Source organism: Nocardioides alkalitolerans, from assembly GCA_038184435.1.
Taxonomy (GTDB): Bacteria; Actinomycetota; Actinomycetes; order Propionibacteriales; family Nocardioidaceae; genus Nocardioides; species Nocardioides alkalitolerans_A.
Genome location: CP116227.1, coordinates 2,634,745 through 2,657,324, shown reverse-complemented (window position 1 = coordinate 2,657,324; position 22,580 = coordinate 2,634,745). Strand labels below are relative to the sequence as shown.

Annotated in this window: 20 protein-coding genes; 16 read left to right on the top strand and 4 right to left on the bottom strand. The window is 74.1% G+C overall.

Going from position 1 to position 22,580, the window contains the following annotated elements; genetic code table 11:
• Positions 1–44: 44 nt before the first annotated feature.
• From PIR53_12660 to PIR53_12645, 4 genes are read right to left on the bottom strand one after another with little or no spacing between them, the layout of a single operon-like run.
• Positions 45–1,214, bottom strand: coding sequence for an MFS transporter (locus PIR53_12660; protein WZH50874.1), 1,170 nt, complete (start codon positions 1,212–1,214; stop codon positions 45–47).
• Positions 1,211–2,629, bottom strand: coding sequence for a DUF1116 domain-containing protein (locus PIR53_12655; protein ID WZH50873.1), 1,419 nt, complete (start codon positions 2,627–2,629; stop codon positions 1,211–1,213). Before PIR53_12655 ends, PIR53_12660 begins: the two co-directional genes overlap by 4 nt.
• Positions 2,626–4,140, bottom strand: a complete 1,515-nt coding sequence (locus tag PIR53_12650; protein WZH50872.1) for an FdrA family protein — start codon at positions 4,138–4,140, stop codon at positions 2,626–2,628. Before PIR53_12650 ends, PIR53_12655 begins: the two co-directional genes overlap by 4 nt.
• A complete protein-coding gene (locus tag PIR53_12645; GenBank protein WZH50871.1) occupies positions 4,137–5,030 on the bottom strand; it encodes a DUF2877 domain-containing protein in 894 nt (297 codons plus the stop codon). The genes PIR53_12650 and PIR53_12645 overlap by 4 nt, the downstream gene beginning before the upstream one ends.
• Positions 5,031–5,114: 84 nt before the next feature.
• Here PIR53_12645 and PIR53_12640 point away from each other — a divergent pair, with 84 nt between their 5' ends.
• The 16 genes from PIR53_12640 (at position 5,115) to PIR53_12565 (ending at position 22,483) form a co-directional block, all read left to right on the top strand.
• Positions 5,115–6,866: a PucR family transcriptional regulator ligand-binding domain-containing protein gene (locus PIR53_12640; protein ID WZH50870.1), complete on the top strand. Its 1,752-nt coding sequence runs from the start codon at positions 5,115–5,117 to the stop codon at positions 6,864–6,866.
• A gap of 126 nt (positions 6,867–6,992) precedes the next feature.
• On the top strand, positions 6,993–8,411 hold the full coding sequence (locus PIR53_12635; GenBank protein WZH50869.1) for a solute carrier family 23 protein: 1,419 nt from the start codon (positions 6,993–6,995) through the stop codon (positions 8,409–8,411).
• 88 nt (positions 8,412–8,499) lie between these two features.
• Positions 8,500–9,390, top strand: a complete 891-nt coding sequence (locus PIR53_12630) for an FAD binding domain-containing protein (protein WZH50868.1) — start codon at positions 8,500–8,502, stop codon at positions 9,388–9,390.
• Complete coding sequence (locus PIR53_12625; protein WZH50867.1) at positions 9,387–9,923, top strand: (2Fe-2S)-binding protein; 537 nt, start codon at positions 9,387–9,389, stop codon at positions 9,921–9,923. Before PIR53_12630 ends, PIR53_12625 begins: the two co-directional genes overlap by 4 nt.
• Positions 9,920–12,430 (top strand): aerobic carbon-monoxide dehydrogenase large subunit, encoded by a 2,511-nt coding sequence (gene cutA, locus PIR53_12620; GenBank protein WZH50866.1) that lies wholly within the window; start codon positions 9,920–9,922, stop codon positions 12,428–12,430. The genes PIR53_12625 and cutA overlap by 4 nt, the downstream gene beginning before the upstream one ends.
• Positions 12,427–13,131, top strand: a complete 705-nt coding sequence (locus PIR53_12615; GenBank protein ID WZH50865.1) for a carbon monoxide dehydrogenase subunit G — start codon at positions 12,427–12,429, stop codon at positions 13,129–13,131. Before cutA ends, PIR53_12615 begins: the two co-directional genes overlap by 4 nt.
• Positions 13,131–14,048 carry a carbon-nitrogen hydrolase family protein gene (locus PIR53_12610; GenBank protein WZH50864.1) on the top strand — a complete coding sequence of 306 codons (918 nt, stop codon included), beginning with the start codon at positions 13,131–13,133 and terminating at the stop codon, positions 14,046–14,048. The genes PIR53_12615 and PIR53_12610 overlap by 1 nt, the downstream gene beginning before the upstream one ends.
• 4 nt (positions 14,049–14,052) lie before the next feature.
• On the top strand, positions 14,053–14,883 hold the full coding sequence (locus tag PIR53_12605; protein ID WZH50863.1) for an ATP-binding cassette domain-containing protein: 831 nt from the start codon (positions 14,053–14,055) through the stop codon (positions 14,881–14,883).
• Between the two features lie 461 nt (positions 14,884–15,344).
• Positions 15,345–15,728: a hypothetical protein gene (locus PIR53_12600; GenBank protein ID WZH50862.1), complete on the top strand. Its 384-nt coding sequence runs from the start codon at positions 15,345–15,347 to the stop codon at positions 15,726–15,728.
• Between the two features lie 10 nt (positions 15,729–15,738).
• Positions 15,739–16,341, top strand: coding sequence for a dimethylamine monooxygenase subunit DmmA family protein (locus PIR53_12595; protein WZH50861.1), 603 nt, complete (start codon positions 15,739–15,741; stop codon positions 16,339–16,341).
• Entirely contained in the window at positions 16,338–17,360 is a 1,023-nt protein-coding gene (locus tag PIR53_12590) for a PDR/VanB family oxidoreductase (protein WZH50860.1), read from the top strand. The genes PIR53_12595 and PIR53_12590 overlap by 4 nt, the downstream gene beginning before the upstream one ends.
• On the top strand, positions 17,357–18,391 hold the full coding sequence (locus tag PIR53_12585; GenBank protein WZH50859.1) for a DUF3445 domain-containing protein: 1,035 nt from the start codon (positions 17,357–17,359) through the stop codon (positions 18,389–18,391). The genes PIR53_12590 and PIR53_12585 overlap by 4 nt, the downstream gene beginning before the upstream one ends.
• A 151-nt stretch (positions 18,392–18,542) precedes the next feature.
• On the top strand, positions 18,543–19,070 hold the full coding sequence (locus PIR53_12580; GenBank protein WZH50858.1) for a dimethylamine monooxygenase subunit DmmA family protein: 528 nt from the start codon (positions 18,543–18,545) through the stop codon (positions 19,068–19,070).
• Entirely contained in the window at positions 19,067–20,059 is a 993-nt protein-coding gene (locus PIR53_12575; protein ID WZH50857.1) for a PDR/VanB family oxidoreductase, read from the top strand. Before PIR53_12580 ends, PIR53_12575 begins: the two co-directional genes overlap by 4 nt.
• The gene (locus tag PIR53_12570) at positions 20,056–21,096 is read left to right on the top strand and encodes a DUF3445 domain-containing protein (GenBank protein ID WZH50856.1); all 1,041 of its coding nucleotides are present in this window, start codon (positions 20,056–20,058) and stop codon (positions 21,094–21,096) included. The genes PIR53_12575 and PIR53_12570 overlap by 4 nt, the downstream gene beginning before the upstream one ends.
• A 34-nt stretch (positions 21,097–21,130) precedes the next feature.
• Entirely contained in the window at positions 21,131–22,483 is a 1,353-nt protein-coding gene (locus PIR53_12565) for an ammonium transporter (GenBank protein ID WZH50855.1), read from the top strand.
• Positions 22,484–22,580: the final 97 nt, after the last annotated feature.

The following is a 22,580-nucleotide window of genomic DNA, read 5'->3' as shown; positions in this document are numbered from 1 at the left end:
GCGGAGCGGGCGAGACCGGGCCACACCAGGCTGGCCCGTGCGGACTACGCCGCCACCCGCCGCGTCGGCCCCAGCAGCGCGCCGACCACGACCTGCGCGGCGGCCACGACCGCGAGGAGCAGGAACGGCACGGTCCACGAGCCGAGCGCGTCGTGCAGCGCCCCGATCCCCGTCGGCCCGCCGGCGGCGACGCCGTAGGACACCAGGAACGCCATCCCCGCGAGCCGTGCCGAGTCGTGGGCGGTGCCGGCGTGCTCCACGAGCTGCGTCAGTCCCAGCGTGAAGGCGGCGCCGTTGCCGAAGCCGAGCAGCAGCACGATCGCCCAGGGGACGGACTCGGGGGCCACGACCAGCGCGGTGAGGGCGACGGCGTTGACGGTGCCGGCCGCGGCGTACAGGCCCCGGCGGTCGCGCACACGGTCGACGACGAGCGGTACGGCGAGGGCGGAGGCCAGCTGCGCCGCGCTGAAGCCCGCGAGGAGGAGGCCGGCGGCGGCCTCGTCCCAGCCGCGGTCGGTGTAGGACGGCGCGATCCAGGCGAGCAACGCGTAGAACATGATCGAGCTGGTGGTGAGGTAGCCCGTCACCAGCCAGGCGGCCGGGCTGCGCCACGGCAGCCGGGCCGTGGCCGCGGGACCGGCCGCGGAGCGCACGGGGACCGGTCGACGGCCCGCGCGCACGACCCACCAGACGGCCGCCGCGGCCGCGGGCACCGCCCAGATCCCCAGCGAGGTGCGCCAGCCGACGGCGTCGGCGAGGGGTACGGCGAGGGCGGCGGCCACCGCGGCCGTCGTCATCATCGCGGCCATGTAGGCGCCGGTCATCGCGCCCGGTCGTCGCGGGAAGTGCCGCTTCACGGCCCCGGGCAGCAGCGCGCCGACGATCGCGATGCCCGCGCCGGCGACGAGCGTGCCGGCGAGGAGCACGGCGGCGGGGCCCCAGGGGCGCACCGCGACACCGACGGCGATGGCGACGGCGCCCACGGCCAGCGCCCGTTCGAGACCGAGACGGGCCGCGAGCAGCGTCGCCGCCGGCGCCAGCACCCCCATGCAGAGCACGGGGAGCGCGGTCAGCAGTCCGACGGCGACGCTGCTCAGGCCGAGCGCGTCCTCGAGCTCGCCCACGAGGGGCGGCACCGAGGTCAGGGGTGACCGGGTGCTCGCGGCCACCGCCACCAGGGCGGCGACGACCGCGAGGCGCCCGGCGCGGCTCACCCGAGCGTCGGCGCGGCCGCCGCCAGGGCCTGGACGGCGCCCTCGAAGCACTCCATCGGCGGGGTCACGAGACCCGCGCCGACCTGGCCGACGCCCGCGACGCGACCGGCCATGCCGGTGTTGATCTGCGGGAGCACGCCGGAGGCGAGCACCTTGGTGACGTCGATGCCCGTGGGGGTGCCGCGGAAGTCGAGGATCGGCACGCCGAGGCGCTGGTTCTCGGTGGTGGTGATCTGGTACATCAGCCGCGTCGCCGTCAGCGCGTCGCCGACCTCGCCGCCGATGAACCGCACGATGGCCGGGGCCGCCGCCATCGCGAAGCCGCCGATGCCGGCGGTCTCCGTGATGGCCGAGTCGCCGATGTCGGGGTTGGCGTCGTCGGGGCCGTAGTCGCCGAGGAACATGCCGCTCGGCGTCTGCGCCGGGCCGGTGAACCACTGCTGCCCCGTGCCCGAGACCTGGATGCCGAAGTCGGTGCCGTTGCGGGCCATGACGGTGACGACGGTCGAGCCCGGGATGTCGGCCGCGGCGCTCGTGATGAGCTTGCAGGTCGGCATCACCAGGTTGAGGGCGAAGTGGTCGTTGCCGCCGATGAACCGCACGACCTCCGCCAGGCGCAGCGGGTCCACGCCGGCCTCGAGGATGTCGGGGAGCAGGTCGCGCATGAACATGAGCGTCCCGGCGCGGTTGCGGTTGTGGCCCTCGTCGCCCATCTGCACCATCTGCGCGACGATCGCCAGCATGTCGAGCTCCGCGCCGCGGTCGCGGGCGCGGCGCACGCCGCTCTGCAGGGCGGGGCCGAGCACCTCGCTCATCCAGCGGAGGCGGGTGATGACCTCCTCGCTGTAGGCGCCGTACCGCAGCACCTTGCCGAGACCCTCGTTGAGCGAGCACCACGACGTGCGCCCGCTGGACGGGTCGGTGAGCTCGAAGACCCACATCGACGGGCTCACGACACCGGCCATGGGGCCGACGGCGCCGCGGTGGTGGCAGGGCTCCCACGTGAAGGACCCCGACGCGAGCTTGCGCTCCGCCTCCTCGGGACCGCTGGCGAGGCCCTCGAACAGCACCGCGCCGATGAGCGCGCCGCGGAGCGGCCCGGAGGCGCGCTCCCAGGTGATCGGGGGACCGGCGTGCAGGAAGTGGCCGGGCTGGAGGTCGAGCGCCTCGCTGGCCAGGCGCACGTCGACGAGCTCGGCGCCCGCGGCGAGCATGCGCTCCGCGGCGAGGCGGTTCGCCTCGACGCGGCGCGGGTCGGCGAGCACGCGGGCCAGGGCGGCGGAGGTGCCGGCGGGCGGCGGGGTCCAGTCGACGTCGGTGACGTCGACGCCCTGGGCGCGCAGCGCGTCGGAGAAGAGGGCGACGCCGGTGCCGACGACGGACGGCGTGCCGTCGAGAAGGTCGAGGGTGTTCATCGCTGGCCTCCGGAGACGAGGGCGACCGCGTAGCGGGTCGCCGCGGCGTTGGACGAGAAGACGGAGGCGCCGGCCGCCGCGAGCGCGGCGGCCTGGGCCTCGAGACCCTGCGGGTCGGCGTCGGTGCCGCACAGGGAGATGACGACGGCGAGCTCGCGGCCCGCGTCGGCGGCGGTACGGCGCGCAGCGGTGACCGCCGGGGCGAGGTCGCCCGCCGGGTCGGCGTGCGCCCCGTGGCCGAGCACCACGTCGAGGAGCACGACGCCGGTGGCCGGGTCGGCCGCCTCCTTCTCGAGCCGCGCGAGGCGCAGGCCCGGGTCGATCATCGGGTGGGGACGACCCTGGGTGAGGGTGTCGTCGCCGAAGTCGATCATCAGGTGGCCGTCGTGCTCGAGACCGGCCGGCAGGGCCAGCTCGGGCCGCAGCGGGATGTTGGAGCGGATGTCGCCGAGGGTCTCGGCCGCGATGAGCATGGACTCGTCGCAGAGGGTGCCGCCCGCGAAGAGGCCGCGCAGGGCCCCGCTGACCCGGGGTGCCTCGTCGGGCACGCCCCACGTGGGCCAGTCCGGGCGGTCCACGCCGAGCTCGGCGAGCACCTTCTCGACGCCGGCCGTGATGGTCGGCTGGCCGGCCCCGAGCAGCACGAGGTGGACGGGGGTGGCGAGCGTGGCGGCGTACTCCTGCAGGTCGGCCGCGACGGCCGGGTGCGGGGGCTTCGAGACGACGACGATGACCTCGGTGGCGGGGTCCGCGTCGAGGGCGGCGAGCGCCGCGCGGGCCGAGAGGCCGCCGACGGCCTCGGACAGGTCGCGCCCGCCCAGGCCGAGGCAGTGGGAGACGCCGACGCCCGCGGTGTGCAGGAGGCTGGTGAACTGCTGGGCGCCGGTGCCGGAGGCGGCGGCGACGCCGACCGGGCCGCGGCGCACGACGTTGGCGAAGCCGAGGCCGACGCCGCCGACGATGGCCGTGCCGCAGTCGGGGCCCATGACGAGCAGGCCGCGGTCGGCGGCCGTGCGCTTGAGGAGCACCTCGTGCTCGAGCGGCACGTTGTCGCTGAAGACGAGCACGGAGCTGCCCGCGTCGAGGGCGCCCATGGCCTCGGCGAACGCGTGCTCGCCCGGCACGGAGACGACCGCGAGGGGAGCGCCGCTGCGCTCGACCGCCCAGCGGGTGGTGCGCGGGGCGGGCTCGCCGCCGAACGTGTCACCGGAGCCCCCGCCGCGACCGATGGACGCGACGGCGTCCTCCATGACGGCCAGTGCGGCGGCGACGGCCTCGTCGCCCTCCGCGGAGACGGCGACGATCATGTCGTTCGGGCCGGCGTCGGCCGGGATCTCGAACCCCATGCCGGTCAGCACGTCCAGGTTGAGCTCGGTCGCCATCGCGACCTGGGCCTTGTGGACGCCGGGCGTCGCCGCCACGGTCGCGGAGACCTGCATCAGGGAGACGGAGTCGACGTACCGCCCCCGTCGGACCTCGACGTGGTGGACGTCGGTACCAGTGGCGCTCATGCGCAGTTCCTCTCGGTGGACGGCACGGGGGAGAGCAGGGAGCGGGAGCCGGAGGCGGCGAGCAGGCCGTCGCGGATCCCGTCGGCGAGGTCGGCGCCCGACGTGTGGCCGAGGGCCAGCAGGGCGGCGACGTGGCGGTCGAGGACCCCGAGGGCGCCAGTGACCTCGGGGCCCCCGGGAGCGGGGGCGAGCAGGGTGGTGAGCACGCGCCGTGCGGCGGGGGTCGCGCGCCCCTCGGCGGCGGCGGCGAGGAGCAGGCGGGAGGCCGTGGTGGTGCGGGTGCGGGCCAGGTCGAGCACGACGGCGGCCGCGGCGTCGGTGCCGGGCGTCCCGAGCACCCGGTGCACGAGCAGCACGCCGGAGCAGAGGTCGTCGCCGGTCGGCGTGAGGCCGGGGCCGCGGCCGACCAGCCCGGGGGCGTCGGTGGCCAGGGCGGCCGGGGTGGCGTGGCCGCCGGTCCAGGCGTGGGTCACGGCGGGCCAGGGGGAGTCGGTGGCCGCGGTCCGCGCCGCGACGCGGTCCCGTGCCGCGGTCAGGCGTCGGGCCGCGGCGGCGGGGTCGGCGGCGTCGACCCCGGCGATCCGCAGGCGGCTGTCCGTGGCGGCGCGCACGGGGACGACCACGTCGTCGCAGCGCAGGACGTCGTCGCCGAGGAGGATCGGGTGGGTGGTGCGGGCCGCGAGCACCTGTTCCCAGGCCAGCCCGGGCGGGAGCCGCACCGCGTCGGGCACGACGACGGCGTCGTGCTCGACGAGCGCACAGACGGGCTGACCGCTGCCGGCGTCGACGAGGTACGCCGCGGCGCGGGCCGCCAGCGCGACCCGCAGCTCGCGGGCCGGGGCGGCCACGCGGCCGCTCAGCGCGAGGTCGGCGTCGGCGGGGGAGGTCACCGCACGGACGCTAGTCGGAGCGGGTACGGTCCCCCCATGTACGAAAGTGCCAAGGATCACGGTGACTCTGGACAAGTGTCGCCCATGATCTTCGACCGCCCGGTGCAGGAGTCCTGGGGCTACGGGATCTCCGTCGCCCAGATGCTCGAGCTGCCCGAGCTGGCGGGCACCACCTGCGTCGCCGGGGCGGCCGGGCTGCGCCGCCGCATCGAGCGCCTCAACGTCATGGAGGTGCCCGACATCGGGCCCTGGATGCGGGAGCAGGAGCTGCTGCTGACCACGGGCTACCCGCTGCGGGAGGACCCCGAGCAGCTCGTCGACCTCGTCGTCGAGCTCGACGAGCGCGGCGCCGCGGGGCTCGGGATCAAGCTCGGGCGCTACATCGACGCCCTCCCCGCGAGCGTGCTGGAGGAGGCCGAGCGGCGCTCGTTCCCCGTGCTCACGCTGCCCGACCTCGGCTTCGACGACGTGCTCTCCGTCGTGCTGTCCGAGGTGCTCAACCGCCAGAGCGTGCTGCTGGCCCGCTCCGAGCACCTCCACCACGAGCTCCTCCAGCGGATCACCGCGGGGGAGGGTCTCGCCGAGGTCGCCGACCACGTGTCGCGGCTCGTCGGGGCGCGCGTGCTGGTGACGACCGCCGACGGCCGGGTGCTGGTCGAGACCGACCGCACCGAGCCCGGCCGCGCCGCGCACGGGCCCGAGGACATCAGCGAGGACGACGGGCTCGAGCGCGACCCCACCGGGCGCGTGCGGGTGGAGACGCTGGCCTACGGGTTCAGCGACGGCCCCCCGCAGCGCATCGTCGTGCCCGTGGTCGCCGGACGCCAGGACCACGGCCGCCTCGTCGCCACGGCCACGCGGCGCAGCCTCGAGCCGGCCGACGAGCACGCGCTGCGCCGCGCCGCCACGGTCATGGCGCTGAGCATCACCAAGCAGCGCGAGCTGGCGGCCGTCGAGAGCAAGTACGAGGGCGACTTCCTGCGCGACGTGCTGGCCGGCCGCGCCGGCGACCCCGACGAGGTCGTCGCCCACGCCGCGATGCTCGGCTGGCGCTTCGAGCGGCCCGCGGTCGTGCTCGTCGCGCAGCACGACGACCCGCCGCCGCCCTTCCGGCCGGCGGCTGGCGCCGCGCCCCCGCAGGACCGGTTCTTCGCCGCCTGGCGTTCCGTCGTCCGCTCCGCCGATCCCGGCGCGGCCGTCGTCGGCCTCGGCGGGGAGGTCGTGGTGGTGCTCGGGGTCGACCCCGACCGCGGCGGCAGCGTGCGCGACCTCGTGCGGCCCTTCGTCACGCGCGTCGCCGGCGACGGGGGCGGCGGCCGACGCACCTTCTGCACCGGTCTCTCGCGCGTCTTCACCGACGTGGGGGACCTGCCCGCGGCGTACGAGCAGGCGCGGAGCGCCGTCCGGGTCGGACGGTGGCTGCAGGGGCCGGGCGCGGTCGTCGAGTTCGACTCCCTCGGCATCCACCGCCTGCTCAGCCTCGTCTCCGACCCCGGGGAGCTGGCCGGCTTCGTCGCGGACACCCTCGGCGAGCTCGCCTCGGACGACGCCGAGAGCGACGACCTGCGCACGACGCTGCAGGCCCTGCTCGACCACAACCTCAACGTCGCGGAGACCGCGCGGCACCTGCTCTTCCACTACAACACCCTGCGCTACCGGATCACCAAGCTGGAGCGGATGATCGGGCCGTTCACCACCGACGCGCACCTGCGGCTCAACATCGCCGTCGCGTTGCAGGCGCTCTCGTTGCGGTCGGTGAGCGAGGTGTTGCCGCAACGTGTCCCCGTGGCCAGAAGTGCACAACGCGGCAGCGGTGACGCTGGCAGAAGTCGATGATGTAGCGGGGGTGGCGTCTCCGTAGGCTCAGCGGACCGCGTGTGGTCGAGGCCACACGTCGGTCCGATGCTCGGGCAGCACGGCACCAGGGCACGCAGGACGTGCCGCCCTTGAGAGGAGACTGCGATGGCTTTGAAGTGGACGCTCTACGGAGACGGTGGCACGCCGCCCCCGGGCGGGGTCGTCGCGCCGGACGAGCGCCTGTCGTGGCCGCGGACCATCGGTCTCGGTGCGCAGCACGTGGTCGCGATGTTCGGCGCCACATTCGTGTTCCCGATCATCATGGGCCTCAACCCGCAGCTCGCCGTGCTCATGTCCGGCATCGCGACGATCCTGTTCCTGCTGATCGTCAACGACAAGATCCCGTCCTACCTGGGCACCAGCGCCGCGTTCGTCGCGGCGGCGGGCGCGATCCGCGCGCAGGGCGGCGAGAGCTCCGACGTCACCGGCGCGATCCTCGTGGCCGGCGTGATCCTGTTCGGCATCGGCGTGCTCGTGCACTTCGTCGGCGGCCGCATGATCGACAAGGTCCTGCCGCCCGCCGTCACCGGCGCGGTCGTCATGCTCATCGGCTTCAACCTGGCGCCGGTCGTCGCCGACATCTACTGGCCCGCCGACCAGTGGACCGCGCTGGCCACGATGGTCTTCGTCATCGTCGTCTCCGTCGTGGTGCGCGGCTTCATCTCGCGCGTCGCCGTGCTCATGGGCCTCATCTTCGGCACCGCGTTCTCGTGGTTCCTCGACACGGTGTCCGGCCCGCTGACGGCGGCCGACGGCTCCGAGGCCGATCGCATCAACTTCTCCGCCGTGGGCGCCGCGAACTGGATCGGCCTGCCGGAGAGCATCACGCAGCCCGACGGCACCGTGCTCTCGGGCGCGCACCTGCCGACCTTCAGCGCCACGTTCATCCTGCTCATCATCCCGGGCGTCATCGCGCTCGTCGCCGAGAACGCCGGCCACGTGAAGGCCGTCGAGGAGATGACCAAGCGCAACCTCAACCCCTACATGGGCCGCGCGTTCATGGGCGACGGTGCGGGCACCGCGCTCGCCGGCCTCGTCGGCGGCTCGCCGACCACGACGTACGCCGAGAACATCGGCGTCATGGCGGCCACCCGCGTCTACTCGACGGCGGCCTACTACGTCGCCGCGGTCGTCGCGATCCTCTTCGGCTTCTCGCCGAAGTTCGGCGCGGTCGTCGCGGCCGTCCCCAGCGGCGTGCTCGGCGGCATCACCGTGGTGCTCTACGGCATGATCGGCCTGCTGGGCGCGAAGATCTGGGTGGACAACAAGGTCTCGTTCGGCAGCCCGCTCAACCTGGTGCCGCTGGCCGCCGGTCTCGTCATCGGCATCGGCGACGTGGCGCTCACGTTCACCGACTCGTTCTCGATCACCGGCATCGCTCTCGGCACGATCGTGACCATCGTGGCCTACCACGCCGTCAAGCCGTTCGCGCCCGCGGACTGGCTCGGCGACCACGCGGGCGACGACCGGGCCGGCACCCCCGGCCCCACCGGCGGCCCGGCGGACGGACCCGTCGCCCGCTGAGCGTCGCCACCGGCCCTCAGCCGGACACCGCACGGACACGGGGAGGCCTGCAGGAGGGTGCAGGCCTCCCTCACCGGACAGGGAGACCATGAAGACCCCGAAGTTCACCTACCACGCACCCCGCACCGTGGCCGAGGCTCTCGACGTGCTCGCGGAGCACAGCACGGACGCGAAGGTGCTGGCAGGAGGTCAGAGCCTGGTGCCGGTCATGGCCATGCGCCTGGCCTCGCCGGCCCACCTCGTCGACATCAACCGACTGACCGACGAGCTGTCGGCGCTGGAGGTGGACGACGCCGGGGTCCGCATCGGCGCCCTCGTGCGCCACGCTCGTCTCGAGCGCGACGAGGCCGCCGCGGCGGCCGTGCCGCTCGTCGGCCAGGCGCTGCGCCACGTCGCCCACCCGACGATCCGCAACCGCGGCACGACCGTGGGCAGCCTCGCCCACGCCGACCCCTCCGCCGAGATGCCGACCGTGCTCGCCCTCCTCGGCGGGCACGTCGTCGCGCGCTCCGTCCGCGGCGAGCGCACCATCGACGCCGCCGACTTCTTCGTGGGCCCCATGGAGTCGTGCCTCGCCTACGACGAGCTGGCGGTGGCGGCGTACTTCCCCGCCCCGGAGGGCCGCTTCGGCACCGCCTTCGACGAGATCTGCCGTCGCCACGGCGACTACGCCATGTGCGGCGCCGGCGTCGTGGCGGTGCTCGACGAGGCGGAGCAGTACGTCTCGCTGCAGCTCTCCCTCGTCTCCGTCCACGACGTCCCCGAGGTGCTCGACCTGACCGAGGTGGTGCGCGGCACCGCGTACGACGAGGTGGACCACGCCGCTCTCGGCGACTGGGTGCGCGACCGGATCGACCCGCCGGGCGACCTCCACGCGAGCGCCGACTTCCGCCGCCACCTCGCGTCGGTGCTGACGAAGCGCCTGACCCGCGAGGCCGCGGCGCGCGCGATCACGACGACCGAAGGAGCACGGGCATGACGAGCACGGACCACACGGACGTCGGCGAGCAGCACCTCGAGGTGCGGCTCCGCGTCAACGGGATGCCCCGCCGCGTCGAGCTGCCGGTGCGCCGCACCCTCTGCGACGCCCTGCGCCAGGACCTCGGCCTGACCGGCACCCACGTCGGCTGCGAGCACGGCGTCTGCGGCGCCTGCACCGTGCTGCTCGACGGCGAGCCCGTGCGCAGCTGCCTCATGCTCGCGGTGAGCGCCGAGGACCACGACGTCACCACCGTCGAGGGCCTCACGGAGCCGGACGGTCGGCTGAGCCCCACGCAGCAGGCGTTCGTCGACTGCCACGGCCTGCAGTGCGGCTTCTGCACGCCCGGCTTCCTCACGACCGTCTCCGCGTTCATCGAGGAGAACCCCGACCCGACGCCCGAGGAGGCCCGCGAGGCCGTCGGCGGCAACCTGTGCCGCTGCACCGGGTACCAGAACATCGTCGCCTCCGTGCTCCGCGCCGCGGAGATCCAGAAGGAGCGCGCCGGGTCCACCGAGGGGAGCGACGCGTGAGCACCCGCAGCTTCGGCGAGCCCGTCAAGCGCGTCGAGGACCCGCGCCTGGTGACCGGCAAGGGCCGCTACGTCGACGACATCGGCGACGACCGCACCCTCCACGCCGCGTTCGTGCGCACGCCCCACGCCCGCGCCCGGATCCGCGACATCGACCCCTACGAGGCCTACGAGCTCGAGGGCGTCGTCGCCGTCTACACGTGGGACGACCTCTCCGGCCCGGCCGCGGAGCCCCTGCCGCTGCTCATCCCGCACCCCGACCTCACCCACCCGCGCACCGGCTACGCCCTGGCGAAGGACGCGGTGAACCACGTCGGCGAGGCCGTCGCGATGGTCATCGCCCGCGACCGGTACGTCGCGGAGGACGCCGCGGCGCTCGTGAAGGTCGACTACGAGGTGCTCAAGCCCGTCGTCGGTCTCCGCAAGGCGGCCGCGGCCGAGGAGCTCGTCTACGACGACATCCCCGGCAACGCCGCCGCGGTCTCGACCCAGGCGTACGGCGACGCCGCCAGCGCGGTGGCCGAGGCCCCGCACCGCCTGACCTTCGAGTGGGACATCGAGCGCAGCGCCTGCATGCCCATGGAGGGCAAGGGCGTCCACGCCCGCTGGGACGCCCACGAGGAGAAGCTGACGCTCTGGACGGCGACGCAGACGTCGACCGGCGTGCGCGGCGCGGTCTCGGCGAAGCTCGGCCTCGAGCTGACCCAGGTCGACGTCGTGACCCCCGACGTCGGCGGCGGCTTCGGCGTGAAGATCGTGCACCCGTGGCCCGAGGAGATCATGGTCCCGTGGGCCGCGATCCGGCTCGGCCGCGACGTGAAGTGGACCGAGGACCGGCGCGAGCACTTCGTCTCCAGCGCCCACGAGCGCGCCCAGCTGCTCACCGTGCAGGTCGGCTTCGACGACGACGGTCGCGTCCTCGGGCTAGAGGTCGACATCCTCCACGACCACGGCGCCTACATCCCCTACGGCCTCATCGTGCCGATCAACGCCTCCACGCAGCTGCTCGGCCCCTACCGGCCGGGCGCCTACCGGGTGACGTTCACGAGCCTCTACACCAACACGGTGCTCGTGACGCCGTACCGCGGCGCCGGCCGGCCCCAGGGCGTCTACGCCATGGAGCGCACGATGGACCGCATCGCGCAGTACCTGGGCAAGGACCGCCTCGACGTGCGCGCCGCCAACTTCATCCAGCCCGAGGACTTCCCGGTCGACTTCGGCCTGATGTTCCAGGACGGGCGGCCGCTGCGCTACGACTCGGGCAACTACCCGGCGCTCGCCGACAAGCTGCGCACGCTGGTGGGCTGGGACGAGTTCGAGAAGATCCGCGCCGACGCCCGCGCCGAGGGCCGCAAGGTCGGCATCGGCCTGGGGTTCTACGTCGAGGGCACCGGCCCCGGCCCGTACGAGGGTGGCCACGTGCAGGTGCTGACCTCGGGCAAGGTCAAGGTCGCGACCGGCATCACGTCGCAGGGCCAGGGCCACCAGACCGCGTTCGCGCAGATCGTCGCGACCGAGCTCGGGGTGCCGTTCGAGGACGTCATCGTCACGACCGGTGACACGCGCCGCTTCGGCTACTCCGTCGGCACCTTCGCGTCCCGCGGTGCCGTCATGAGCGGCAGCGCGATCGCGCTCGCCGCCCGCAAGGTCAAGGAGCGCACGCTGCGGCTCGCCGCCGACGCGCTCGAGGCCGACCCGGGCGACCTCGAGATCGTCGAGGGCATGGTGCAGGTCAAGGGCGACCCCTCGACCGCCGTGGGCATCGGCACCGTCGCGGTGCTGTCCAACCCGCTGCGCTACGCGTTCGACGAGGCCAGCAAGGCCGCCACCCAGTTCAGCGGCGGCCCGGTCGACTACGCCAAGCCGCCGGTCGCGCCGGGGGAGAAGCCCGGCCTCGACGAGACGGACTACTACTCCCCGCCGTACTCGACCTTCGCGGCCGGCGCCCACGCCGTCATCGTGGAGACCGACCCGGAGACGGCGGAGATCTCGATCCTCAAGTACGCCGTCGTGCACGACTGCGGGAAGATGATCAACCCCCGCATCGTCGAGGGCCAGATCCACGGCGGCGTCGCCCAGGGCGTCGGCGGCGCGCTCTACGAGATCATGGCGTACGACGAGGCCGGCCAGCTGGCCAACGCGTCCTTCATGGACTTCCTCATGCCGTACGCCTCCGAGGTGCCCACCAGCATCGACATCGACCACCTGGAGACGCCCTCCCCGCTCAACCCGCTGGGGATCAAGGGCGCGGGCGAGGCCGGCGTGATCCCGACCTCCGCGGCCATCGCGGCGGCCATCGAGGACGCCGAGGGCATCCCGATCGTGCGGATGCCGATCTCGCCGTCCGAGCTGTTCGACCTGCGCCGCGCCGCGGCGTACCCCGAGCCGCTCGTCAACACCATGCCGGGGACGGAGAGCGTGCGCTGGGTCGACCCGGCGTCCGTCCTCCCCGAGCACTCCTCTGCGGCAACCCCCGCAGCATCCACCGAAAGTGAGGCCCGCGCGTGAAGGTCACCGGCGAAGCAACGCTGACCAGCAGCATCGACGCCCTCTGGGCGGCGTTCAACGACCCGGCCGTCCTCGTCGCCACGATCCCGGGCTGCCAGCAGCTCGAGACGGTCACCGAGGACTCCTACCGGATGACGATCAGCGCCGGCGTCGCCGCGATCCGCGGCACCTACGAGGGCGAGGTGCACCTCAAGGACAAGCGGGAGCCGCACTACCTGAAGATGGTCGCCTCCGGCGCCGGGGGCCCCGGCACCATCCAGGTCGAGGTCGACGTCGACATGGAGGCGCAGGGCGAGGGCACCCTCATCCGCTTCGTCGCCGACGCCGTCGTCGGCGGCATGATCGGCGGCGTCAGCCAGCGGATGCTCGCCAGCGTCGGCAAGCGCCTCGCGGCCGAGTTCTTCAAGGCGATCGACGACCACCTCCAGAACGGCCCGGCGCCCGTCGGCCCGACGGCCTCCGCGATCAGCCCCACCGACCAGACCGCGGCCGAGACGCGCGAGGGCGGGGCGGGCAACGCCGCGGCCTCGGCCTCGACCGGGGCCGAGGGCCAGCGCAGCTTCTCGCGGCCGGGTGCGGCCGCGTCCGCGCCCTCCGCGGGCGGTTCGCCGGACGCCTTCCTCAAGGGCACCCTCACCGGCGCCGGCCTCGTGCTCGTCGGGGTCGTCGTCGGCGCCCTGCTCGGACGGCGGTCCCGCTGATGCGTGACGTCGTCGCTGCCGCCGTCCAGGTCGCCCCGAGCTCGGCGCCGCTGACGCCCGAGTCCATCGCGGGCAACACCGAACGCGCGCTGACCTGGGTCGAGCGCTCCGTCGAGGCCACCGGTGCCGAGCTCGTCGTGCTGCCCGAGACCGTGACGACCGGCTTCGGTCCCGCGATGGGTGCCGAGGAGCTGTGGGACCTGCTCCAGGCGTCGCCGGGCGCCGGCACCGCGCCGTACACCGACCTCGCCCGCCGGCTCGGCATCCACCTGGTGTGGGGCGCCTACGAGCCGGGCGAGGAGCGGGGCGTCGTCTACAACTCCGCGCACCTCGCGGGGCCGGACGGGTCGGTGCTCGGCACCTACCACAAGACGCACCCGTTCGGGACCGAGGACATCGAGCGCGGCGGCTGGGTCACGAAGGGCGACACCGTCACCGTCGTCGAGACGGAGATCGGCACGATCGGTCTGATCATCTGCTTCGACGGGGACTACCCGGAGCTCTCCCGCATCAACGCCGTCAAGGGCGCCGAGATCATCGCGCGGCCCTCCGCGCTGCTGCGCAGCGCCGACCTGTGGGAGCTGACGACGCGGGCGCGGGCGTACGACAACCACGTATACGTGATCGGCGCCAACGCGACCGGCGTGGACCCGGCGGGCGCGCCGTACTTCGGCAACTCCCTCATCGTCACGCCGATCGCCGAGGTCGTCGCTCGGGGCGCGAGCCACGAGGGCTGGGTGAGCGCCGCGCTGAAGCCGCAGCAGGCGATGGCGACGCTGACGCCCGGCTCCAGCGTGCCCCAGAAGTGGGACCACCTGGACGAGCGGAACCTGGCGCTGCTGGCGAACTACGCCGAGGAGCTGGCCGGTCCGGCGAACACCCCGTTCCCGCTCGGTGGTGGCCGAGTGGGATCGTAGGGGCGTGACGACGACCGACCTGGCCCCCCTCGACGCTCCTGGTGCGGCGGACGGTCGGCCGCCCGTGCTCGAGCTCGCCGGCGTGACGCTGCGCCGCGCGGGCAAGGAGATCCTCCACGGCATCGACCTCCGGGTCGAGGCCGGCGAGCACTGGGCGGTCCTCGGCCCGAACGGCGCCGGGAAGTCCACGGTGCTGAGCCTCTGCGGCGCCAACCAGCACCCGACGACCGGCACCGTCCACGTGCTCGGCCACCGGCTCGGCCGGATCGAGCTGCAGGCGCTGCGCAAGATGATCGGCCACGTCGACCCGCGGCACCGGGTGGCCTCGCCGCTCACGGTGGAGCAGGTCGTGCTGACCGGCCTCACCGGCAGCGCCGACCTGCCGCGCCGCTGGGAGCCCACGCCCGACCAGTCCGAGCACGCGCGCGAGCTCATCGCGAGCGTCGGCATGGGCGACCGGGCCGGCCTGCGCTGGCCCACCCTGTCGCAGGGCGAGCGGGGCCGGGCGCTCATCGCCCGCGCCCTCGTCGGCCGCCCGCAGCTGCTGCTGCTCGACGAGCCCACGACCGGGCTCGACCTCGCCGCCCGCGAGCGCTTCCTGACCGCGCTCGACGGCGTCGTGGCCGAGGAACCCGCCACCTCCACGCTGCTGGTGACCCACCACCTCGAGGAGCTGCCGAGCACGACGAGCCACGCCGCGCTGCTGCGCGACGGCGCGATCGTCGCCGCGGGACCGGTCGACGAGGTGCTGACCAGCGCGGGCGTCTCCGAGGCCTTCGCGCACCCCATCCGCGTCGAGCGCACCCACGGCCGCTGGCACGCGTCGGGGGCCTGAGGCGCGAGGCGCGGCTGCGCTGGCTGTCGGGGCCGTCCCCCGGGGGGCTGAGATGTGCGGCTGGGGCCGGTCCCGCGCGGTCCGGGCTGCACCAAGCGCACAGTTGCGGCGCCCCTCGCGGCCCCTCGCGCCCCTGCCCGTCGGACGTCATGCGCAGCGGTCGGGCCGGGCGCCGGACCGCATGACGTCGGGGGGACGGCGGGGGTTCGCCCGCGGCGTACCCGCCCCGTCTGAGAAAAACGCGGACCGGAGGCCCCGGGGAGTCCGCGTTTTCCTGTCCCGGGCCGGGTCCCGTCCGCGTTTTCTTTCTCCGGCCCCCACGGGCCCCCGGGGCTCGGGTCGGCCAGTGCCCCGCCGGGCCCGGGCGTCACGCGATCGTTACGCAACCCCGCGACCCTCGAAACACCCGCTGAGTTTCATCTGAGCAGACAACGTTTCCTCGCATGATCGGAGCGGCTCAGATGACCACTACCCCCGACGCACCCGCCACGGCCCCCTTCCTCGTCACGTCCGAGGCGTGGAAGGGCCTGCCGCGGATGGAGGAGTACCCCGCGTGCGAGGGGTACATCGGCGACGTCTACGAGAACCCCGAGGGCAGCAGCATGTGCTCCGGGTTCTTCGAGCTCAAGCACACGGACGAGCCGCTGGTGTACCTCTACGAGTACGACGAGATGAAGGTCGTCCTCGAGGGCGAGTTCCTCCTCGAGAACGTGGACACGGGCCAGAAGACGGTGGCCCGCGCCAAGGACGCCATCTTCTTCCCCAAGGGGTCGCGCATCGCGTTCTCGACGCCGTCCTACGCGCTGGCGTTCTACGCCGGCGACCGCAACGCCGACCTGCTCTGACCGGGCCCCGATGACGACGGTGGAGATCGCGGCGACCGCGGCGACCGGGGTCCCGCTCGGCCTGCCGCACTGGCCGGCCGCGCCGGAGCCGGTCGACCCGTCGGCGGCCTCCGTGCTGGTGCTCGCCCTCGGCGGCCACCCCCGCACGGCGGAGGTCGCTGGAGCCTGGGTGCGGGAGGCCGAGGGTCGGGTGCCGACGCGCCTCGTGGTGGCGGACGACCTCGCGAGCGGCCACGAGGACGTCGTCGCCGCCCTCGACGCCGTGCGCATCGGCGTGCGGATCATGGTCGTCGGTCCCCAGCACGACGTGCTCCTCGCCCTCGCCCGGTGCCGCACCCACGGGGCGAGCGGGGCGGAGCTGCGGGCGTTCGTCGTCGACGCGGAGGGCCCCACCGACCTCCCGGTCTACTGCGCCCACTGCCGCGCCACCCACCGCCTCCACGGTGAACCGGGCGGCACGGCCGTCTGTCCCGGCTGCGCGCGCCTGCTCGAGATCCACCCCCACCACTCGGCCGTGCGCGGCAGCTTTCTCGCCTCGGACACGGGCACCGAGCCCGACGCCGACGCCGAGCCCGACACCGGCGCCGAGCCCGACCAGCAGGCCGCCGCATGAGCGCCACGCTGCTTCCCGAGGCGCCCGTGCGGTACGCGGCCCACCAGCACGCGGCGTACCGGACCGGTCCCCGGCTCCTCCGCGTCGCGGAGGTGCGGGCGCTGACCGCGGACGTCCGCCACGTCGTGCTCGTCGACCCCGACGGCGGCCACCTGGCGCCGCACGAGCCGGGTGCGCACGTCGTGCTCACGACCGACCCGGGCGGGCCGGGGGAGAAGCGGAACGCCTACTCGTTGACGGACGACGGGTTCAACCCGCGCCGGTACGCGATCTCGGTGCTGCGTCGCGACCAGGGCTCCGCGTGGGTGCACGGGCTCGCGGCCGGCGACCTCGTCGAGGTGGAGGGGCCGCGCTCCGCGTTCGCCCCGCGCCACGACCAGCGCCACGCGCTGCTCGTCGCCGGTGGAATCGGCGTCACGCCGGTGCTCTCCCACGCCCGCGCGATCGCGCGCTGGGGCGGGAGCGTCGAGGTGCTCTACTCCCACCGTCCCGGCCACGCCGCCCACCTCGACGACCTGCGGGCACTGGCGGAGCGCGACGGCGTGACGCTGCACGAGGCGACGACCGTCGCGGCGACCGCCGCCCTCCTCGCCGCCCGTCTCGCGGACCAGCCGCTCGGCACCCACGCCTACGCGTGCGGCCCGGTGCCCATGCTCGAGGCATACGTCGACGCGGCCCGCGCCGCCGGCTGGCCCGAGCACCGGGTGCACCTCGAGCGGTTCACGGCGCCCGAGCTCGACCCGGGCGTCCCCTTCACCGCCACGCTGGCGTCGACGGGCGAGCGCATCGCCGTACCGCCCGGCACCAGCCTCCTCGAGGCCCTGCTCGCGACGGGTCGCGCCGTGCCCAACCTCTGCCGCCAGGGTGTCTGCGGCGAGTGCGAGGTGCCGGTACGCCGCGGCGCGGTCGAGCACCGCGACCTCGTGCTGTCCGACGCCGCCAAGGAGTGCGGCGACCGCATGCTGGCCTGCGTCTCGCGCGCGGCCCGCGCCGACGACGACATCGAGGTGGACCTGTGACCCTCGCCCCCGCTGCCCCGACCGCGGCCACCGACGTCCCCGCCTTCCCCGTGCGCGGGCACACCGCGCGCCTGCCGTGGCCGTTCCCGGACGACCTCGACGCGTTCCGCTACTCCGTCAACGTCGAGCCCGCGCGTCTCCTGCGCCGTACCGCCGCGGGCGAGTGGGGCGCGACGATCGTCGACCTCGGGGGCGAGGAGTACGGCGCGATCATGGCCGAGCGGCGCCGCATCCTCGACGCCGATCCCCACCGGGTGCGGATCATGCCCGGGATGCTGCCGGCCTGCTGGGACCTGCTGCTCTACTACCTGCGGGACCTGGCCGCGTCGTACCCCGCGATCATGCGGCTCGACGAGGACCCCCGCGACCCCGACCGGTTCCGCTGGCGCAACGCCGCCCTCGGCACCGACCAGACGTTCGTGCTCGGGGACGCCGCCAGCCTGCCGTGGGACCCGATGACGTTCCTCGGTCGTGAGGTCCCCGACGACCTCCTGCTCGTCAAGGAGCGCGACGGCGAGCTCTGCTTCGACGCCGGGCTCGTGACGTTCGCGGCCGCGTGGTCGGTCTCCTTCGACGTCGGGATGACGATGGCGGAGATCCACAACCCGGTGCCGCGGCTGACCCGGGAGGGCATCACGTCGCGGGCCGAGCAGTTCCTGCGCCGGCTGCCGGTCGACCAGGTCTACCGGCGCGTCAACTGGACGCTGTCGGCCTCCGGCTCCCGCCTGCTCGACGTCAGCCTCGAGGAGCTGCCGGCCTGGGCGGGCGACATCCCCGCCCTGGTCGCCGCGGAGGACTGGGGCCGGCTCCAGCTGCGCATCGAGGTCGAGCACTTCATCCGGCTGCCGATGACCGGGGCGGTCACGTTCAACATCCGCACCCACATGACCTCGTTGGAGGAGATCCGGCAGGTGCCCGCGTGGCGTGACCAGCTCGCGCGCGTCGTCCTCGAGCTGCCGGAGGACCTGGCCGCCTACAAGGGGTTCCTCGACTACCGCGAGCCCGCCATGGCGTGGCTGACCCGCCCGTGAGCGCGGTGACGACGGTCGTGAGAGGGATCACCGCACCCGTGCGTCCGGCGGAACGCCGCGGACACCCGGGAGAAACACCGTCACGTTCGACTACCCGCCACGGCACCGACCGGGGCGGCCGAGGTGGAGAGGGGGGATCGTCGTGGTCAGCATGACCCAGACCAGCGTGCCGCGCTGGGCGTGGGACGCGTCCGCGCCCGCTGCCGAGCCCGACCCGCGCGGTCGCGTGTTCTCGCTGCTCGTGCTCCCCGGGGCCGGGGACGTCGTCGACCGGTGGACGACGACGCTGGCGGGGCGCGACGTACGGCGTCACGACTGCGGGGACGTCGACGCCGCCGTCGGCGCCCTGCGCGCCGACCTCGCGGCGGCGCGGGTGGGACACCGCGTGCTGGTGGCCGGTACGGCGCGGGAGTGCCTCGCCGTGCGCGCCGTCGGTGTGCGGGCCGGGCTGGGGGACGACGAGATGACCTTCGGGGTCGTCGACACCGCCGAGCGGGCCGTCTGGTGCGTGCACTGCGACGCCACGACGCACGCCGCCGTCGCTATCGACGCCGTGGTGCCCTGCGCGGGCTGCGACCGGCGGCTGCTCGTCTACCCCCACGTGTCCCGCCTGTCCGGCGCGCACCTCGGGTTCATGGTGGACGCCGAGACCCCGGCGTCCGAGGGGGCGGTCGCGTGAATGCCCGGATCGAGCTCGTCGTCGCGGCTGTCGACGACGCCGTGCCGGGCATCCGCTCGCTCACCCTGGCCGCGCCGGACGGTGGACGCCTGCCCTCGTTCACGCCCGGCAGCCACCTCGTGCTCGACGTCCCGGCGGGGGAGGGCCGGCCGCGGCGCGCGGCCAACGCCTACTCCCTGACCGGCGAGAGCATCGACCCGCGGCACTACGCGATCTCGGTGCTGCGCTGCGCGCCCGTCGCCGAGGGCGGGACGGCCGGCGGCGGCTCCGCCTGGGTGCACGAGCTGGTGATCGGCGACCGGGTCACCGCGACCCCGCCCCGCAGCGCGTTCGCGCCGGTCCACCTGGCCACGCGGCACCTGCTCGTCGGCGCGGGCATCGGCATCACGCCGCTGCTGTCCCACCTCCGCTCGCACGTGCGCTGGGGCCGGGAGGCGGAGCTGGTCTACCTCTTCCGCGACGGCCACGGTGCCCACGTGGACGAGCTCAAGGAGCTCGGTGGTGACCGGGTCACGTTCCTGGCCGACCGGGCCGGCCTCGCCGAGGACCTCGTCGTGCGGCTCGCCGACCAGCCGCTCGGGACCCACCTCTACACCTGCGGTCCCGCCGGGTTCATGGACGCGGTGGTCGACCTGGCGACCGAGCTCGGCTGGCCGTCCAGCCGGGTGCACCTCGAGCCGTTCGGCGTCGCGGCGCTGGACCCGGGCGACCCGTTCACGGTGGGGGTCGCCGGGGAGGTGCTGGAGGTCCCGTCGGGCACCAGCCTCCTCGAGGCGCTCGAGGACGCCGGCCACGTCGTGCCCAACCTGTGCCGCCAGGGCGTCTGCGGCGAGTGCCGCGTCGACGTCGCTCCCGGGAGCAGCCCGCTGCTGCACCGCGACCTGTTCCTCGACGAGGAGACGAGGGGCGCGGGTGACTGCCTCATGGCCTGCGTCTCCCGTGCCGTGCCCGCGGCCGACGGCCGCGCCCACCTGGAGGTGACCCTGTGACCCCGCCCCCGACCCTGTCCCCGGCGGCCCCGACGACCGCGCCCGACCTCGTCGCCGGCTTCCCGTTCCCGTTCCCGAACCCGACCTACCGCTACACGACCAACGTCGAGCCTGCGCGCGGCGTCGTCACCACCCCGGCCGGCCAGTGGGGCGCGGCGGTCGTCGACGTCGACTCCGCGTACGGCGAGGAGCTGGCCGAGCGGGCCGCGATCCTCGAGCGGGACCCGTCCCGCCACGCGGTGCTGCCCCACATGGACGTGGCGTGCTGGGACGCGATGCTCTGCCTCATGCGCGAGCTGGCGCTGGCGCGGCCCGACGCGTTCACGCTCGAGGTGCTCGACGACCTCGAGGGGGGCTCGCGCGCGGCGTACCGGTGGCGCAACGACCTGCTCGGCATCGACCACACCTTCGTGCTCGGCGACGCGAGCACCCTGCCGGACGAGCCGCTGCGCTGGATCACCGCGCAGGTGCAGGAGGACGTCGTGCTGCTCGACGAGCGCGACGGGGTGCTGTGGGGCGACGCCGGCGTGGTCACCTTCGCGGCCGACTGGTCCTTCGGCTTCGACGTCGGGATGAGCTTCCTCGAGATCCACGGCCCCGTGCCGCGGATCCACTCCGAGGGCGTCATCACGCGGGCGCACGAGTTCATCAAGCGGCTCCAGCCCAACGAGACCTACCGCCGCACCAACTGGACCCTCACCGTGCACCGCCGGCTCGACGTCTCCACCGAGACCTACCCCGCGTGGGGTCCCGACCGCCCGATGGTCCTGACCGTCGACGACGAGACGTTCGGGCGTCTCGTGCACCTCCGCACCGAGGTGCAGCACCTGGTCCGACTCCCCGAGTCGGGCGCCGTCATGTTCCTCATCCGCAGCTACCTGCTGCCCTTCGACGAGCTCGCGCGCGTCGAGGAGTGGCGGGAGCGGGCAGCCGCCGTGATCGCTGAGCTGCCCGAGGATATGGCCGACTACAAGGGCATCGCGACCTACCGCGACCGTGCAGCGGCGTGGCTGCGCGCGCAGGCCCCGACCCCCTGAAGCCCCCCGCTCCACCCCCGAGAAGGAGAACCGCATGCCCGCAGCAGACGTCGCGTGGATGCTCGCCGCACTGGCGCTCGTCATCATCATGTTCCCGGGCATCGCCCTGTTCTACGGGGGCATGGTGGGCAGCAAGAACGCGCTCAGCATGATCATGATGACGATGAGCACGCTCGGCACGACCACCGTCCTCTACGTGCTCTTCGGCCACGGCCTCGTGGTCGGTGACTCCGTCGGCGGGCTCGGCCTCATCGGCAACCCCGACGGCTACCTCGGCTTCCTGGGGATCTACGACGACCCGGGCGAGGCCCAGCTCGTCGACCCCTACTGGTTCGCGTTCTACATCCTGTTCGCCGCCATCACCGTCGCGATCGTCGCCTCCGGCGCGGTCGGGCGCATGAAGTTCGGCGGGTGGATCGTCTTCTCCGCCATCTGGGTCACGCTCGTCTACTTCCCGCTCGGCCACTGGGTGTTCGCCTACGACGGCGAGGGCACCGTGGGCGGCTGGATGCGCAACGACCTGGGTCTCCACGACTACGCCGGCGGCACGGCCGTCCACATGTCCGCGGGTCTCGGCGCGCTGGCACTCGCGATGGTGCTCGGTCCTCGCAAGAACATGGGCAACCGCCCCCACAACCTGCCGCTGGTGCTCCTCGGCGCGGGTCTGCTGTGGATGGGCTGGTTCGGCTTCAACGGCGGCACCGCGGGCGGCGCGAACTTCCTGGCGCAGTACGCCGTGCTCACCACCCTCATCGCCGGCTCGACGGGCATGATCGGCTTCTGCCTCGTCGAGAAGATCCGCGACGGCGCGCCCACCACGCTCGGCATGGCCTCCGGCATCATCGCGGGCCTGGTCGGCATCACCCCGTCGGCCGACGCGGTGGACTCCCTCGGCGCGATCGTCGTCGGCGTCGCCTCGGGCGCCTTCGTCGCCTGGGCCTGCACCTGGAAGACCAAGCTGGGCGTCGACGAGACCCTCGACGCGTTCGCCGTGCACGGCATGGGCGGCATCGTCGGCTCGCTCTGCGTCGTGCTCATCGGGTTCTCGGGCTCGCCCGCCGGCATCGAGGGCGTCCTGTTCGGCGGCAGCTGGGACATCGCCTGGCGCGAGGTCGTCGCCATCGGCGCCACCTGCGGCTACGCCTTCGTCGTGACCTGGGTGATCGCGAAGGTGCTCGACAAGACGATCGGTCTGCGGGTCAGCGAGGAGGACGAGCTCGCCGGGCTCGACCTGTCGCAGCACGCGGAGAACGCCTACGACATCGAGCGCTCCGGCGGCGGCCTCGGCCAGACGTGGTCGGAGCGTCCGGGCGGCGCGCCCACCACGGACCGCATCGCGGCCCTGGCCAAGGAGTCCGCCGCCGCGGAGGAGTCGGCCCGGGCCTGATCCTTCCCTCGACACACCCGCAGGGGTACGGCGCGGCGCGGGCCGCGGCGTACCCCTGCGCCCGTGGAGGAGGGCGGCGGGGCCGTCGGGGTCGGGT

What these genes read in the sequence shown, in the direction of transcription:
- PIR53_12655 (WZH50873.1), bottom strand. Translation starts at nt 2,629, where the DNA reads ATGAACACCCTCGACCTTCTCGACGGCACGCCGTCCGTCGTCGGCACC.
- PIR53_12650 (WZH50872.1), bottom strand. Translation starts at nt 4,140, where the DNA reads ATGAGCGCCACTGGTACCGACGTCCACCACGTCGAGGTCCGACGGGGG.
- PIR53_12640 (WZH50870.1), top strand. Translation starts at nt 5,115, where the DNA reads ATGATCTTCGACCGCCCGGTGCAGGAGTCCTGGGGCTACGGGATCTCC.
- PIR53_12635 (WZH50869.1), top strand. Translation starts at nt 6,993, where the DNA reads ATGGCTTTGAAGTGGACGCTCTACGGAGACGGTGGCACGCCGCCCCCG.
- PIR53_12630 (WZH50868.1), top strand. Translation starts at nt 8,500, where the DNA reads ATGAAGACCCCGAAGTTCACCTACCACGCACCCCGCACCGTGGCCGAG.
- PIR53_12625 (WZH50867.1), top strand. Translation starts at nt 9,387, where the DNA reads ATGACGAGCACGGACCACACGGACGTCGGCGAGCAGCACCTCGAGGTG.
- PIR53_12610 (WZH50864.1), top strand. Translation starts at nt 13,131, where the DNA reads ATGCGTGACGTCGTCGCTGCCGCCGTCCAGGTCGCCCCGAGCTCGGCG.
- PIR53_12600 (WZH50862.1), top strand. Translation starts at nt 15,345, where the DNA reads ATGACCACTACCCCCGACGCACCCGCCACGGCCCCCTTCCTCGTCACG.
- PIR53_12595 (WZH50861.1), top strand. Translation starts at nt 15,739, where the DNA reads ATGACGACGGTGGAGATCGCGGCGACCGCGGCGACCGGGGTCCCGCTC.
- PIR53_12590 (WZH50860.1), top strand. Translation starts at nt 16,338, where the DNA reads ATGAGCGCCACGCTGCTTCCCGAGGCGCCCGTGCGGTACGCGGCCCAC.
- PIR53_12580 (WZH50858.1), top strand. Translation starts at nt 18,543, where the DNA reads ATGACCCAGACCAGCGTGCCGCGCTGGGCGTGGGACGCGTCCGCGCCC.
- PIR53_12565 (WZH50855.1), top strand. Translation starts at nt 21,131, where the DNA reads ATGCCCGCAGCAGACGTCGCGTGGATGCTCGCCGCACTGGCGCTCGTC.